We start from the raw sequence: 14,062 nt of genomic DNA, 5'->3' as shown, positions 1-14,062 counted from the left end.
CACCATCGACACGAGCGCCGCATGCCAGTACCGATCCTGAAACAGGGCTCGATTCTCATCGCGTCGGTGCAGGCCGCCCTCACCGACTCCGACGCCGAACGCCTGCGCTACGACCTGATGGAACGGGTCAGCAAGTTTCGCGCTCAGGGCATCATCGTCGATGTCACCGCCATCGATGTGATGGATTCCTTCGCCGCCCGCTCGCTGCGCACGATCGCGCACATGACCCGGCTGCGCGGCGCGGACACCGTGATCGTCGGACTGCAGCCGGAGGTGGCCTTCGCGATGGTCCAGCTCGGCCTGGCGTTCGACGACATGAACACCGCGCTGGATCTTGAAGAGGGCCTCGCGCTGCTGAATCGCCAAGGCGGAGTGGGGAAGTCAACGATCGGGCTCGACGGTGGCGGCTGATATCGTCGTCGCCATCGACAACTCGGACGACATCGTCGAAGCCCGCAAAGCCGGCCACCAACTCGCACTCGATCTCGGATTCTCCCTCACCGACGTCACGATGATCGCCACGGCGATCTCGGAGATCGCCCGCAACATCACCAGCTACGCCGGCCGCGGCGCCGTCCGGGTCGCGATCGCCGACCGGGAGGGGCGCCGGGCCCTGGTGGTGCGCGCCGAGGACGAAGGTCCCGGCATCGCCGACATCGACCGCGCGATGGAAGACGGCTACACCACGGGGCGTGGGCTGGGGATGGGCCTGCCGGGTGCCCGCCGTCTGATGGACCGGTTGGTCGTCGAGTCCACGCCCGGCCGGGGAACCGTCATCGAGATGTGGAAATGGGTCCCGCCCCGTGCGTGAGAACGGTCGGCTGGGGCCTATCGAGTGGGCGCGGGCCGGACGGCCCGTGCCCAGCGAGCACACGTCCGGTGACCGGGGTGTGGCAGTCGATCTCGACGGCGAGGCGGCGCTGTTCGGGATGATAGACGGCCTCGGCCACGGGCCGGCCGCCGCGGAGGCCGCGCTGCGGGCGGTCGATGTGTTGAGGCGCAATAGTTCCGAGCGGATCGAGGTCTTGATTCAGCTCTGCCACCGCGTGCTGGTCGGCACCCGGGGAGTCGCAATGACGTTAGCGCGGGTGGATTTCGGCGCCAACACCATCACCTGGACCGGCGTCGGTAATGTCACCGCCGACCTGGTGGCCAAGGCGCCCACCGGCGCCCAGGTTCGGTCCAGCGCACGGCTCAGCGGAGGTATCGTCGGCTACCGCATACCGGAAATCGCACCGGCGCAAGTGGTTTCCATCCGACCAGGCGACCTGCTCGTGATGAGCACCGACGGAATCGCCGAGGACTATCTGGACCACGTCGACTTCTCGGCCACCGCCGTCGCCATCGCCGACGGACTGCTCGACAAGGACGCGAAGGACACCGACGACGCGATGGTGCTGGCGGCACGTCACAGGGGAGTATCGATGTGAGCGGCGAAAACGACTTTTACGACCAGTACGAGGCCGCGCTCCGCGCCTACCTGAACTCACGCGACGAGGCCAGCCTGTCGATCGGCAATGAGCTCGGGCGCAGGGCCCTGCAGGAACAAGTCAGCCTGCTCGGCCTCGTCGAAAAGCACGTCCGGCTGATCTTCGAGATTTCGCAGGACGTGCGCCTGGACGCGCCGATCGCGCTGGAGTTCCTCTTGCACGTGCTGGTTCCGCTCGACGTCGCAACGCGCGGCTTCATCGACGGCAACAGGCGCTATGCCGAACAACGCGCGCGCGCCGAGGGTCTGGCCGACCGCGACAAATTCCGTACCGCAGTGGTCAATTCACTGCAGGAAGGCTTTTTCGTCGCCGACCACGAGGGCTCCGTGGTCGAGATGAACAACGCCTTCATCGACATCCTCGGATACCCCAGCGAGGGATTGCCATACAGATGGCCGCACCCCTGGCTGGTCGACACGAAGACGGCGGCCGAAAAGACAACAGAAGTCATTGCGCACGGGCGTACCGACTACGAAACGCCCATCCGCCACGCGGACGGGCACCTGGCGTGGGTCAAGGTGAGCATCAACGCGGTCAGGGAATTCGGCAGCGACAAAGACGCCTACGTCGGAACCATCCGCGACATCACCGCCGAACGTGCCTTCGCGGCACGGGAAACTGCGGTGCTGCGGTTGGCCACCGCCGTGGCGGTGGCCAAGAGTGTGGACGAGTTGCTGGCCATCACGCTCGACGAGTGCAGCGCGGCGATCGATGCGCAGCGGGTGATCGCGGTCTCGTGGCCCAGCGGCGACGGCGACCCGACGGTCCAGGTGGCCGGCGAGCCTACGGCGTCGTCGTGGCGCGAGCTGGATCCGTGGCTGCAGCGCACCTTTCAAGATGCGCGTCATCAGCTGCCGCTGACGGCGAAAACGATTGAGGCGCCTGATAATCCCGGCAAGGTCCGGGGGCTGGTGGCGGTTCTCTCCGGCACCGGAGACCTGGCGCTCTGGCTGGAGCTGCGCACGCGTCGCTGGGTCAGCGGGGAGGATCGGCTACTGGTCACCGTGCTGATCGGGCACTTGAGCCTGGCCATGCAGCACGTGCGCCAGTTCGAGAGCGCGCGTGAGACGTCGCTGACGTTGCAGCGTGCCATGCTGCCGCCCGTTCAGCCGCCGCCGGGCTTCGCCGTTCGGTACGAACCCGCGGTGCCGCCCTTGGAGATTGGCGGCGACTGGTATGACGTGCTGCCGATCGGTGAGCACCACATCGGCATCGTCGTCGGCGACTGTGTGGGCCGCGGCCTGCCGGCCGCCGCGATCATGGGGCAGCTGCGGAGTTCCGCGCGGGCGCTGCTGATCAACGGGGCCGAGCCCGCGGTGCTGCTCGACCAGCTCGACTCGGCGGCGTCGCTCATCCCGAACGCGTACTGCACGACCGTCTTCCTGGCGATCCTGGACACCGACACCGGGGTACTGCAGTACAGCAACGCGGGCCACATGCCGGCCGTGCTGGCGGGCCCGCGGCCCGGCACGACGACGCTGCTGACCGATGCCGCGTCGGTGCCGCTGGCGGTGCGCAGGCACGAGCCGCGCCCGCAGGCCACCCAGGTGCTGCCGCCCGGCTCGACGCTGATGCTGTTCACCGACGGTCTCGTCGAGCGCAAGCATGAGTCGATTGATGACGGAATCGACCGCGCGGCAAATGTTCTGGCGCAGGACATGACGTCGCCCGTGGACACCGTCGCCGATCGGGTGCTTGACGAACTTGCGCCGGCCGCGGGGTATGACGACGATGTGGCGCTGGTGGTCTACCGGCACCGGCACGCACCGCTGCGCATCGAAACCGGCGCCAGCGCAGACCAATTGATCCACATCCGGCGCCGGGTGGCGAACTGGCTGCGGGCCGGCGGCGTGACGGAGGAACAGGCGGCCGACATCGTGCTGGTGGTCAACGAGGCGTGCACCAACTGTGTCGAACACGCCTACCGTGGATTCGCCGCCGGGACCATGCTGCTCGAAGTCAGCCTCGACGACGGCGAAGTGCGCACCCGGATCACCGATTACGGATCGTGGAAGACGCCGGCGATCATCCCGGACAGCGGTGGACGCGGCCTGCCGCTGATGCAGGTGCTCAGCGACTCGATGGAGCTCGACTCCACCGCCGTCGGCACCACCGCGGACATCACGTTCCACGTTGTCGCGGGGGCCGGCTGAGGCGGGTTCGCGCCGCGCCGACCGTTTGTGTGCCCCGCACGCCGACCGTTTGTGTGCCCCGCACAGCGGGTAGACATCGGCGTGACCCACGCATCGACCCTGACCGAACCCGTCCTGCCTGCGGCGCACGGGCCACTGTCGACGGCGGTGCGGTGCGCGCTGGCGGGTCCGCCCTCGGTCGACCACCTGGCGCGGATCAGCTCCTCCGTGCGTGACTCCGACCCCTATGGCCTGGATCTGCAGCTGGCGCTGTCCATGTGCTACGAGCTGCACTACCGCGGGCTGGCGGGCGTGGACCCCGCGTGGGAGTGGAATCCCGCGCTGTTGGGGCTGCGCGGCGAACTGGAACGGGTGTTCCTGGCCGGCGTGCGCCGCGACGTCGGTCACATCGATCCCGATCAGACCGCGGCGGCCGAGATGGAAGCTCTCACGGTCGAACCGCTCGACGGCACCGGCCCGTCGTACTACCTGCGCGACACCGGGACGTGGCAGCAGGTTTGCGAGTACTTCGTGCACCGCTCCCTCTACCACCTCAAGGAGGGCGATCCGCATGCGTTCGCCATTCCGCGCCTGACGGGCGTGGCCAAAGCGGCCTTCGTGGCAATCGAGTTCGACGAGTACGGCGCCGGACGGGGCGCACGCTTGCACCAGCAGCTGTTCGCCGACCTGCTCGCGGCGGCCGGCCTGGATGCGACGTATTGGGGCTACGTCAACGCGGTGCCCGCCGAGGCCCTGGCGGTGGTCAACCTCATGTCGATGTTCGGGTTGCACCGCTGGTTGCGCGGCGCGGCGATCGGACAGTTCGCCTCGACGGAGATCACCTCGCCGCCGGGATCGCAACGCATGGTGCAGGCGTTGCGGCGCCTGCAGGCGCCGGCGGCCTGCATCGAGTTCTACAGCGAGCACGTCGAGGCCGACGCGGTGCACGAACACATCGTCCGCAACGAGGTGGTGGGCGATCTGGTCGCCCGGGATCCGCGACTCGAACACGACGTCATCTTCGGCATCCGTGCCCATGCCGCGGTCGAAGACCGCCTGGCGCAACGGATTATGACGTCGTGGGAGCGGAATCAGACGTCGTTGCGCCTGCCGCTGGAAGTGCCGACCCCTTGAGGCGACGGCACCGGCGGTGGCTCGTGTCGCACAGCGGGTAGCGGCCGCTGCGGCGACAGGTGCAGATCGCCACCATGAACCGGTCGGACTCGACGACCTCGCCGTCGGGCATCTCGATGCGCACCGGGCCCGAGACCAGCACGGGCCCGTTGGGCACCACCTGCACCCGGGTCGCGGTCATCGCTTTTCGGCGCGGATCACGATCAGCTCCTCTTCGCGGCGTCCGCGCGGTATCAGCCCGACCTTCTCCAGCCACGTCGCCCGCGACATCATCACCGGGCCGAACGGTATCCACTTGGAGGCAATCACTTTCGCGTCCATGCCGGCCCACTTGAGCGAATCCAGGGAATTCTGCACACCTGCGAGCGCGGAATGCACCAGCAGCAGGGACCCACCGTCGCGCAACAGCTTCGGCGCCGACTCACAGAGCGGGTCGAGGACCACCCGGCCGTCGACGCCGGCGTTCCACGCCCATGACGGTCCGGCTTCCGGGCAGATCTCGTCCAACTCGGCCCCGGGCGGCGTCGGCACATACGGCGGGTTGGACACAACAACGTCGAACGGCGCGCAATCCACCGCCGCAACCCACGATCCCTCGCGGACGTCCACCTCGGCGCCGGCCATGGCCGCGTTGCGCCGCGCGCAACGCACCGCCTGCGGGCAGATGTCGAAAGCCATCGCACTGGCGCATCCCATCGCGGCGGCCGCGATCGCGACGAAACCACTGCCGGTGCACAGGTCGAGCACCCGCCGTCCCGGGATCAGGCCCGTGTCATGCATCACGTCCACCAGCAATCGGGAGTCCTGTTGCGGCTGATACACACTGGGAACAGGCGAGACAGCGGGCTCGGGATATGTGGTTGTCACTGTTGGCCTTTCGAAAACCCTACGAGTACCTGCCGCGGATCGCGGTCTGGCCGGATAATGCCCGCAAACTCGTGTATTCAAACGAACAGCGGGAAGTTCTTCGCCACTAACCCGCCGTCGCGTGCGCGAACTGCTGGAGAATGACTGCGCAGAACGCCGGTAGGTCCGACGGCGAACGGCTGGAGATCAGGTTGCCGTCGACGACAACCTCCTCGTCGACGACGTGCGCGCCCGCGTTGCGCAGATCGGTGCGGATGCTGGGATACGACGTCAGGGTCCGGCCCACCGCCACACCGGCTTCGACCAGGGTCCAGGGCCCATGACAGATGGCCGCCACCGGCTTGCCCGACCCGACGAAGTCGCGGACGAAGGACACCGCGTCGCTGTCCAGGCGCAGCTTATCCGGGTTCACGGTGCCGCCCGGCAACACCAGGCCGTCATAGTCGTCCACCGAGGCCTCGGATACCTTCCGGTCGACAGCGACGGTTCCGGCCGGTTCGAGGTCGTGGTTGCGCGCCTGGATTACGCCGTCCTTCAGCGACAGCAGCTGCACCTGGGCGCCGGCTTCCTGCAGGGCCGCACGTGGCTGTTCAAGCTCCACCTTCTCCACCCCGTCGGCCGCGAGGATCGCTATCCTCTTGCCCCGCAATTCATTTGACATTGCCGCTTTCCTTCCCTGGCTGTGCGAGCGTGATCTCGCCGTACCGAAGGCCTGGCGCCCCGTCAGGACCCGTCGCCGGTGGTCCGCAACGCCGTATAGAGGTCGAGCCCGGCGATTCCGGACAGCAGCGCGGCGCTGACGATGCCCCGGCGCCGCCGGCCCGGGCCCCGGGCGACGACGCCCGCGACCAACAGCGCCATGTCCAGGACGTCGCCGGCCACGCGGGTCCACACCAAGCTGGCGGGACCGCCCAGCAGCGCGGCCCCGTGGCCGCACTCGCGCACCCCGAGCGCGCGGATCACCCGCCGCGATCGTCGGGTGTCGTCCACGCCCGCGACGGCGGCGACCTTGCCGGGGGCCACCACTTCGCTCACACCCAGGCCGAAACTGGCACCGCTGAGCGCCTTTACGAGTGTGGCGGTGGTGTCATCGTTGCGATCGCTCATCGTTTACTCCCCCGGGTTGCGGGCCGGATACCCGGGCCCGCAGCGGTCAAACCCGTGCTCACTTGGCCGCGTCGCGCAGAGCCGCCAGCAACGGCTCGGCGGCTTCGGAGAGGAACCGTTCCTGGGTTTCCCCGCCGATCTGCACGAGTGCGACATCGGTGAACCCCGCTTCCCAGTAGGGCCGGACGGCCTCGACGATGGCGTCCAGTTCAGGCCCACAGGGGATGGTCTCGGCGACGTCTTGGGGCCGCACGAACTGCGTGGCGCCGGCGAAGCCGGCCGGCGTCGGTAGATCCGCGTTGACCTTCCAGCCGCCGGCAAACCAGCGGAACTGGCCGTGCGCCCGTTTGACCGCGGTATCACGGTCGGGATCCCAGGACACCGGGATCTGGCCGACCACCCGGCCACCGCCGGTGAGATTGGCCGCCTGACGGGCGCCGTGCCAGGCATCGACGACTTCCTTCATGGGTTCGGTCGCGATCAGGTGGTCGGCGAGCTTGGCAAATTTGTCGACCGCCCTGGTGCCCCCGACTGCCACCCCGATTCCCACCGGAATGTCGGGCACATCCCACAGCCGCGCCGAATCGACCTGGAAATAGTCGCCGGTGAAGTCGACCAACTGGCCGCCGAACAGTTCGCGGATTATCTTGATCGCCTCGCGCAGCATGTCTTGCCGCCGCGTGACCGCCGGCCAGCCCTTGCCGACGACATGCTCGTTCAGGTTTTCACCGCTGCCCAGGCCCAGGGTGAACCGGCCGTCGGACAGGATCTGCACGGTGGCCGCCTGCTGGGCGACGACCGCGGGGTGATACCGCATCGTCGGGCACGTCACATAGGTGTAGAGATCGACCCGTTCGGTGGCCTGCGCCACCGCGCCCAGCACCGCCCAGGCGTTCGGCGCGTGGCCTTGCGAGGTGAGCCACGGCGAGAAGTGGTCGCTGCACACGTGGAAGTCGAAGCCGCGCTCCTCGGCCGAAACCGCATACTGGACAAGCTCTTTGGGTCCACTCTGCTCGGTCATCAAAGTGTAGCCAAAATTCGTCATACTTGACGGGATACCCGGCTGCTCCGCACGCAAACGACGCCCCGGTGTTGGCGGAGCGCCTGGCGCTTGCCCGCCTGTTGCGCAGGCGCCCCTTCAGGGGTGGCACACCCAAAGGCTCTGCGGCAGAGAGCTATTCTTGGCCCGTCAACGCCATGTGGGGTGATCTCGAGTGTGGCGCAACGCTTTTCGGACCTCGCCGGTGGGCTACAACCGCTCCTTGACGGCGGCGGAGAGCCGGGCCCCGTCGGCCTTGCCCGCGGCGATCGCGGTGGCGGCCTTCATCACCATGCCCATCTGTTTCATCCCCGGCCGCTCGCCGATTTCCTCGGCGACCTGCGCGATCGCGGTGTCGGCGACGTCGGCCACCTCGGCCTCGGTGAGCGGGGTGGGCAGGTACTCGTCGATGATCCGCGCCTCGGCGTGCTCGTTGGCAGCGAGCTCCCCGCGCCCGTTCTGGGTGTAGATCTCCGCGGATTCGCCACGCTTGCGCGATTCCCTGGCCAGCACCTTGATGACTTCCTCGTCAGTGAGATCTCTGGCCTCCTTACCGGCGACTTGCTCGGTTTGGATCGCAGCCAACAGCATGCGCAGGGTGGCCGTTCGCAGCTTGTCCTGGGCCTTCATCGCCGCGGTCAAATCCGTCCGGATCCGCGCTGTGAGTTCCGCCATGTGTGAAACGCTACGCGCCGCGCGGGTCGAGATTGTGAAATGCCCCGGCCGCCGACAGGATGGAGCCCATGACGAACGACGTGCCCGGCAGCGGGGCTGGTTTGACGGGCCGCTGCACTCGGTGAGCGCGCCGCCGCCTGGTTACCCGGCCGGCCCGCCACCGGCATACGGCCCACCACCTGAATTCGGCCCGCCCGCGGGGTATGGACCGCCGCCGGGATACGGCCCACAGCCGCCGTATGGGCCGCCGCCGGGATACGGCCCACCGCCCTCGTATGGACCGTCACCGGCATATGGGCCGCCACCTGCGTATGGACCGCCGCCGGCATATGGGCCGTCCGGATACGGACCTGCCTCGGGCTACGGGCCGCAGCCGTACTTCGGCACACCGCGCTACGGGGCCATCAAACCGGGAATCATCCCGCTGCGCCCACTGACCCTGGGCGACATCTTCAACGGCGCGGTGGGCTACGTCCGGGCGAATCCGAAAGCGACGCTGGGCCTGACCGCCATCGTCGTGGTGGTCGTCCAGATCGTGACGAAGGTCGCGTTCTTCGGACCGCTGGCCGCGGCCGACAGGTTCGCCGGAGATCGGCCCGGCGAGCTGAGCTCGGGGGTGCTCGGCGCCTGGTTGGTGTCGGTGGGCGGCGGCCTCTTGGTCAGCTGGCTGGGCGGCATGCTGCTGTCCGGGATGCTCACCGTGATCGTCGGGCGTGCGGCGTTCGGATCACCCATCACTATCGGCGAGACCTGGGCCAAGATCCGCGGGCGGCTGCCGGCCCTGCTCGGCCTGGCCCTGCTGGAAGCCGTCACGGTGGCGGCCATGGCCGGGTTGGTCGCGGTGGCCTTCGGGGTGTTGGGGGCGATCGGCAGCGCCGCGGCGGCCGTGGTGCTGGGCATCCCGCTGGTGCTGGTCGTCCTCGCGGCGCTGGTCTTCTTGTACACGGCGGTGCTGTTCGCCCCGGTGCTGATCGTTCTGGAGCGGCTGCCGGTCATGGAGGCGATCACCCGATCGTTCAGGCTGGTGCGCAACGGCTTCTGGCGGGTGCTGGGCATCCGGTTGCTCGCGTTTCTGGTGACCTCCGTCGTCGCCAACGCCATCGCGGTGCCGTTCAGCATCGTCGGCCAGGTCGTTCAGAGCGCGTCGTCAACGACGGCGTTCCTGGTCAGCACGGCGGTGCTGTCGGTGGGGGCGGCGCTCGGCGAGATCATCACCGCGCCGTTCAACGCGGGCGTCATCGTGCTGCTCTACACCGACCGCCGGATGCGCGCGGAGGCATTCGACCTGGTGCTGCAGAGCGGAGCCGCCCAGGGGCCCTACGCGGCCGCGTCCACCGACAACCTCTGGCTGACGCGGCCCCTGTAAGGGCCGGGCGAGGACCAACTGCGCATGCCTTCCATCGACATCGACCGCGATGCCGCGCATCGCGCCGCTCAGGACGAGCTCAACAAACCGATCTACGCCAAGGGCAGCGCGCGGGAAAACATCGTCAACTGGGTCTCCGATCGGATCTACCGGCTGCTGCAGGGCATCTCCGTGCTGCCGGGTGGATGGCTCACCGCGACAGTGCTTTTCATCCTGCTCGCCGTCGCGGTGGTCGTCGGCATCTATATTCTCCGGCGCACCGTGCGCACCCGCCGGGGCGGTGACTACTCGTTGTTCGAAGCTGCACCGCTGACGGCCGCCCAGCATCGCGCGACCGCAGAAGACTGTGCGGCCTCCGGCGACTGGGCCGCGGCGATTCGCCATCGGCTGCGCGCCGTGGCCCGCCAGCTCGAGGAAACCGGGGTGCTGACACCGGTTCCCGGCCGGACGGCCAACGAGCTGACCCGCGACGCCGGCGCAGCACTACCCCACCTGGACAACGAATTATCTAGAGCAGCAACAGCTTTCAATGATGTCACCTACGGCGAGCAACCCGGAACCCGGGACTCCTATCAGATGATCGCCGAGCTGGACGACCACCTGCGGTTGCGCTGGCAGGGCCCTGCGCCAGAGCCTGGCCGGGCGAAAGCACCCGACTCGTGGGTCGAGGTGCGGTGATGGTGACGGTCACAGGCGCCGGTCCCGCAACCACGCCACGGCGCCGACGCTCCTGGGGGTGGGTGCTCGTCACGCTGCTGGTGCTGGCCGTCGTCGCCGGCGTCGACGCGTATTTGACCGCACCCCGGCCCGGCGACCGCATGGACGCGGCGTCGACCAGTTCCGACGGCGCGCACGCGCTGGTAGAGCTGCTGCGCGGCTCGGGAGTCGACGTCATCGTGGCAGACAACATCGCCGACGTCGAACATGCGGCACGCCCGGACGCGCTACTCCTGGTGGCGCAGAGCCAGTACCTCGACGACACGCTGCTGGAGCGGCTGGGCAACGTCCATTCGGACCTGCTGCTGGTGGATCCCACCACCCGGGCCCGCGAGCAACTGCTGCCCGGCGTGCGGGCCTCCAGTGCCAACGGTTTCGACCTCGACCCCAATTGCACACTGCGCGAAGCGGTTCGTTCCGGGTCGGTCCGGTTCGGACCCAGCAGCACCTTCGAATCCGACGACGGCCGCACGATGTCCCGCTGCTATGACGGCGCGTTGATCCGATTCCGCGACGGCGGACGCACCGTGACGGCCGTCGGCAACACCGACTTCATGACCAACGCCGGCCTGCTGGAAGCGGGCAACGCCGCCCTGGCGATGAACCTCGCGGGGGACCGGCCCCGGCTCATCTGGTACGCGCCCCACCGCGCCGAGGATGAATCGGATTCCAAGACAACGCTTTTGCAGCTGATGCCGCCCAATGTGATCTGGATCGTGGCACAGCTGGCGCTGGTGGTGCTGCTGGTCGCCGTGTGGCGGGGCCGCCGGCCCGGGCCGCTGGTGGCCGAAGAGCTGCCGGTGGTGGTGCGCGCGTCGGAAACCGTGGAGGGGCGCGGCCGGCTGTATCGGTCCCGACGGGCCCGCGATCGCGCCGCCGCCGCCCTGCGCGCCGCGACCGTGGCGCGGCTGCTGCCGCGCCTCGGTCTGGGCGCGGGCGCCTCGCCAGGGGCGGTGGTGACCACCGCGGCCCAGCGCACCGGATCCGACCCGGCGTTCGTCTCCTACCATCTGTTCGGTCCGCCCCCGTCGACCGACGACGACCTGTTACAACTCGCCCGTGCGCTCGACGACATCGAAAGGCAGGTCGCACACCCGTGACACAACCCACCCCATCGTCGCCACCGGCAGCAGCCCAATCTCCCACCGCCGAATCGGCGCGCGAGGCGCTGCTGGCGCTGCGCGGCGAGCTGGCCAAGGCCGTCGTCGGACAGGAGGGCGTGGTCAGCGGCCTGGTGATCGCGCTGCTGTGCCGCGGCCACGTGCTGCTGGAAGGCGTTCCGGGAGTGGCCAAGACGCTGCTGGTTCGGGCGCTGTCCGCGGCGCTGCAGCTGGAGTTCAAGCGGGTGCAGTTCACCCCCGACCTGATGCCCGGCGACGTGACGGGTTCGCTGGTGTACGACGCGCGGACCGCGGCGTTCGTGTTCCGGCCCGGCCCGGTGTTCACCAACCTGCTGCTCGCCGACGAGATCAACCGCACCCCGCCCAAGACCCAGGCCGCGCTGCTCGAGGCGATGGAAGAGCGTCAGGTCAGCGTCGAAGGGACACCCCAGCCGCTGCCCGACCCGTTCATCGTCGCCGCGACCCAGAACCCGGTCGAATACGAGGGCACCTACCAGTTGCCCGAGGCCCAGCTGGACCGCTTCCTGCTGAAACTGAACGTGACCCTGCCGCCCCGCGACGCCGAAATCGCCATCCTGCAGCGGCACGCGCACGGCTTCGACCCGCGCGATCTGTCCGCTATCAGGCCGGTGGCCGGGGCGGCCGACCTTGCGGCCGGTCGCGACGCCGTGCGCAACGTGCTGGTTGCCGACGAGGTGCTGGGCTACATCGTCGACATCGCCGGGGCCACCCGCTCCTCCCCCGCGCTGCAACTGGGCGTGTCACCCCGCGGGGCCACCGCCCTGCTTGCCACGGCGCGCTCCTGGTCCTGGCTGTCCGGACGCAACTACGTCACTCCCGATGACGTGAAGGCCATGGCCCGCCCGACGCTGCGGCACCGGGTGATGTTGCGGCCCGAGGCCGAACTCGAAGGTGCCACACCCGACGGTGTGCTCGACGGCATCCTGGCCTCGGTCCCGGTGCCCCGCTAGTGGTCCTGACCGGACGCACTGGACTGGTCGCATTGCTCTGCGTCCTGCCCATCGCGCTGTCCGATTGGCCGGCACAGACTTTCGTGGTCCTGCTGATAGCGCTGGCCGTCGTGGTGGCGCTCGACGTCGCACTGGCGGCCGGCACCGGCAAACTGCGCTACGTGCGCAGCCCGGATCGCTCCGCCCGGCTCGGGGAGCAGGTGGAGTGCGGGCTCTCGATCCACAACGACGGCCCGCGCCGGTTCCGCGGCCAGATCCGCGACGCCTGGCCGCCCAGTGCCCGGGCGCAGCCACGAACCCATCCCGTCGACATCCCCGCCGGTCAGCACCAGCAGGTCCAGACCCGGCTAGAGCCGGTTCGCCGCGGCGACCAGCGGGCGACGGTGGTGACCGCCCGGTCGATCGGCCCGCTGGGGCTGGCGGGCCGGCAGGGGTCGCGGCCGGTGCCCGGGCAGCTGCGGGTGCTGCCCCCGTTTCTGGCCCGCAAGCACCTGCCCTCAAGGCTCGCCAAGCTGCGCGAGATCGACGGGCTGCTGCCCACGCTGGTACGAGGTCAGGGGACCGAATTCGACTCGTTGCGTGAGTATGTCGTCGGCGACGACGTCCGCTCGATCGACTGGCGCGCCACCGCGCGACGCAACGACGTTGTGGTGCGCACCTGGCGGCCCGAGCGCGACCGGCGGGTGGTGATCGTGCTCGACACGAGCCGCACGGCCGCGGGCCGGGTCGGCGTCGACCCGACCGCGTCCGATCCGGCGGGCTGGCCGCGGCTGGACTGGTCGATGGACGCAGCACTGCTGCTGGCGGCGCTGGCGTCGCGAGCCGGGGACCACATCGACTTCCTCGCTCACGACCAGGTCACCCGTGCCGGCGTGTTCGGTGCCTCGCGCACCGAACTGCTCGCCCAGCTGGTCGACGCGATGGCTCCACTCCAGCCGACTCTTGTCGAATCCGACTGGCGGGCAATGGTTTCCGCGGTCGCATTGCGCACCCGACGGCGGTCCCTGGTGGTGCTGCTGACCGACCTCAACGCGGCCGCCCTCGACGAGGGACTGCTGCCCGTGTTGCCCCAACTGTCGGCCAGACATCACTTGCTGGTGGCCGCGGTCACCGACCCCCGGGTCGACCAGATGGCCGCGGGGCGATCGGATGCCGCCGCGGTGTACGACGCGGCGGCCGCCGAACGGTCCCGCCACGACCGTGCGGCGATCGCGACCCGGCTGCGGGGCAGCGGGGTGGATGTGGTCGACGCCCCGCCGGCCGAATTGGCGCCCGCCCTCGCCGACCACTACCTGGCGATGAAGGCGACCGGACGGCTTTAGCGCGGCGACGATGCACGCCGCGCAGCGGCGTGAGGAGGAGTCGGGCCATCGGGTTTAGCGCGGCGACGATGCACGCCGCGCAGCGGCGTGAGGAGGAGTCGGGCCATCACCTCGAGCCCGG

Annotated in this window: 16 protein-coding genes; 10 read left to right on the top strand and 6 right to left on the bottom strand. The window is 69.2% G+C overall.

Going from position 1 to position 14,062, the window contains the following annotated elements:
- Positions 1 to 21 precede the first annotated feature (21 nt).
- From OQ789_RS00225 to OQ789_RS00205, 5 genes are all read left to right on the top strand, one after another.
- The gene (locus tag OQ789_RS00225; RefSeq protein WP_324682603.1) at positions 22 to 411 is read left to right on the top strand and encodes an STAS domain-containing protein; all 390 of its coding nucleotides are present in this window, start codon (positions 22 to 24) and stop codon (positions 409 to 411) included.
- Entirely contained in the window at positions 401 to 811 is a 411-nt protein-coding gene (locus tag OQ789_RS00220; RefSeq protein ID WP_324682601.1) for an anti-sigma regulatory factor, read from the top strand. The genes OQ789_RS00225 and OQ789_RS00220 overlap by 11 nt, the downstream gene beginning before the upstream one ends.
- Positions 804 to 1,430: a SpoIIE family protein phosphatase gene (locus tag OQ789_RS00215; protein WP_324682600.1), complete on the top strand. Its 627-nt coding sequence runs from the start codon at positions 804 to 806 to the stop codon at positions 1,428 to 1,430. The genes OQ789_RS00220 and OQ789_RS00215 overlap by 8 nt, the downstream gene beginning before the upstream one ends.
- Complete coding sequence (locus OQ789_RS00210) at positions 1,427 to 3,643, top strand: SpoIIE family protein phosphatase (RefSeq protein WP_324682598.1); 2,217 nt, start codon at positions 1,427 to 1,429, stop codon at positions 3,641 to 3,643. Before OQ789_RS00215 ends, OQ789_RS00210 begins: the two co-directional genes overlap by 4 nt.
- An 81-nt stretch (positions 3,644 to 3,724) precedes the next feature.
- The gene (locus tag OQ789_RS00205) at positions 3,725 to 4,756 is read left to right on the top strand and encodes an iron-containing redox enzyme family protein (protein WP_324682596.1); all 1,032 of its coding nucleotides are present in this window, start codon (positions 3,725 to 3,727) and stop codon (positions 4,754 to 4,756) included.
- On the opposite strand, the gene OQ789_RS00200 is transcribed toward OQ789_RS00205, so the two are convergent.
- The 6 genes from OQ789_RS00200 to OQ789_RS00175 form a co-directional block, all read right to left on the bottom strand.
- On the bottom strand, positions 4,692 to 4,937 hold the full coding sequence (locus tag OQ789_RS00200; RefSeq protein ID WP_324682594.1) for a CDGSH iron-sulfur domain-containing protein: 246 nt from the start codon (positions 4,935 to 4,937) through the stop codon (positions 4,692 to 4,694). The two genes, OQ789_RS00205 and OQ789_RS00200, sit on opposite strands and share 65 nt — an antisense overlap.
- Positions 4,934 to 5,623, bottom strand: a complete 690-nt coding sequence (locus tag OQ789_RS00195) for a HemK2/MTQ2 family protein methyltransferase (RefSeq protein WP_324682592.1) — start codon at positions 5,621 to 5,623, stop codon at positions 4,934 to 4,936. The genes OQ789_RS00200 and OQ789_RS00195 overlap by 4 nt, the downstream gene beginning before the upstream one ends.
- A 106-nt stretch (positions 5,624 to 5,729) precedes the next feature.
- The gene (locus tag OQ789_RS00190) at positions 5,730 to 6,284 is read right to left on the bottom strand and encodes a type 1 glutamine amidotransferase domain-containing protein (RefSeq protein WP_324682591.1); all 555 of its coding nucleotides are present in this window, start codon (positions 6,282 to 6,284) and stop codon (positions 5,730 to 5,732) included.
- 62 nt (positions 6,285 to 6,346) lie between these two features.
- The gene (locus tag OQ789_RS00185) at positions 6,347 to 6,730 is read right to left on the bottom strand and encodes a malate dehydrogenase (protein ID WP_324682590.1); all 384 of its coding nucleotides are present in this window, start codon (positions 6,728 to 6,730) and stop codon (positions 6,347 to 6,349) included.
- A 58-nt stretch (positions 6,731 to 6,788) separates the two neighbouring features.
- Complete coding sequence (locus OQ789_RS00180) at positions 6,789 to 7,775, bottom strand: LLM class F420-dependent oxidoreductase (RefSeq protein WP_324682588.1); 987 nt, start codon at positions 7,773 to 7,775, stop codon at positions 6,789 to 6,791.
- A gap of 204 nt (positions 7,776 to 7,979) precedes the next feature.
- Positions 7,980 to 8,444: a GatB/YqeY domain-containing protein gene (locus OQ789_RS00175; protein ID WP_324682587.1), complete on the bottom strand. Its 465-nt coding sequence runs from the start codon at positions 8,442 to 8,444 to the stop codon at positions 7,980 to 7,982.
- Between OQ789_RS00175 and OQ789_RS00170 the strand changes: the two genes are divergently transcribed.
- The 5 genes from OQ789_RS00170 to OQ789_RS00150 are packed head-to-tail and all read left to right on the top strand — an operon-like array spanning position 8,443 to position 13,941.
- Positions 8,443 to 9,810 carry a hypothetical protein gene (locus OQ789_RS00170; RefSeq protein ID WP_324682586.1) on the top strand — a complete coding sequence of 456 codons (1,368 nt, stop codon included), beginning with the start codon at positions 8,443 to 8,445 and terminating at the stop codon, positions 9,808 to 9,810. The genes OQ789_RS00175 and OQ789_RS00170 overlap by 2 nt on opposite strands.
- A 24-nt stretch (positions 9,811 to 9,834) precedes the next feature.
- On the top strand, positions 9,835 to 10,488 hold the full coding sequence (locus OQ789_RS00165; protein ID WP_324682585.1) for a DUF4129 domain-containing protein: 654 nt from the start codon (positions 9,835 to 9,837) through the stop codon (positions 10,486 to 10,488).
- On the top strand, positions 10,488 to 11,627 hold the full coding sequence (locus OQ789_RS00160) for a DUF4350 domain-containing protein (protein ID WP_324682584.1): 1,140 nt from the start codon (positions 10,488 to 10,490) through the stop codon (positions 11,625 to 11,627). The genes OQ789_RS00165 and OQ789_RS00160 overlap by 1 nt, the downstream gene beginning before the upstream one ends.
- Positions 11,624 to 12,619, top strand: a complete 996-nt coding sequence (locus tag OQ789_RS00155; RefSeq protein WP_324682582.1) for a MoxR family ATPase — start codon at positions 11,624 to 11,626, stop codon at positions 12,617 to 12,619. The genes OQ789_RS00160 and OQ789_RS00155 overlap by 4 nt, the downstream gene beginning before the upstream one ends.
- On the top strand, positions 12,619 to 13,941 hold the full coding sequence (locus OQ789_RS00150; protein ID WP_324682581.1) for a DUF58 domain-containing protein: 1,323 nt from the start codon (positions 12,619 to 12,621) through the stop codon (positions 13,939 to 13,941). Before OQ789_RS00155 ends, OQ789_RS00150 begins: the two co-directional genes overlap by 1 nt.
- Positions 13,942 to 14,062: the final 121 nt, after the last annotated feature.

Origin of the sequence: Mycobacterium sp. 94-17 (genome assembly GCF_035617725.1) — a bacterium.
In the GTDB taxonomy this organism is placed as follows: Bacteria; Actinomycetota; Actinomycetes; order Mycobacteriales; family Mycobacteriaceae; genus Mycobacterium.
Note: the sequence above shows the minus strand (reverse complement) of the source record. Positions and strands in the feature narration are given on the sequence as shown.

Excerpts from the sequence above, each read along its gene's own strand:
- OQ789_RS00225 (WP_324682603.1), top strand. The coding sequence starts at position 22 with ATGCCAGTACCGATCCTGAAACAGGGCTCGATTCTCATCGCGTCGGTG.
- OQ789_RS00200 (WP_324682594.1), bottom strand. The coding sequence starts at position 4,937 with ATGACCGCGACCCGGGTGCAGGTGGTGCCCAACGGGCCCGTGCTGGTC.
- OQ789_RS00190 (WP_324682591.1), bottom strand. The coding sequence starts at position 6,284 with ATGTCAAATGAATTGCGGGGCAAGAGGATAGCGATCCTCGCGGCCGAC.
- OQ789_RS00185 (WP_324682590.1), bottom strand. The coding sequence starts at position 6,730 with ATGAGCGATCGCAACGATGACACCACCGCCACACTCGTAAAGGCGCTC.
- OQ789_RS00180 (WP_324682588.1), bottom strand. The coding sequence starts at position 7,775 with ATGACGAATTTTGGCTACACTTTGATGACCGAGCAGAGTGGACCCAAA.
- OQ789_RS00170 (WP_324682586.1), top strand. The coding sequence starts at position 8,443 with ATGTGTGAAACGCTACGCGCCGCGCGGGTCGAGATTGTGAAATGCCCC.
- OQ789_RS00175 (WP_324682587.1), bottom strand. The coding sequence starts at position 8,444 with ATGGCGGAACTCACAGCGCGGATCCGGACGGATTTGACCGCGGCGATG.
- OQ789_RS00165 (WP_324682585.1), top strand. The coding sequence starts at position 9,835 with ATGCCTTCCATCGACATCGACCGCGATGCCGCGCATCGCGCCGCTCAG.
- OQ789_RS00160 (WP_324682584.1), top strand. The coding sequence starts at position 10,488 with ATGGTGACGGTCACAGGCGCCGGTCCCGCAACCACGCCACGGCGCCGA.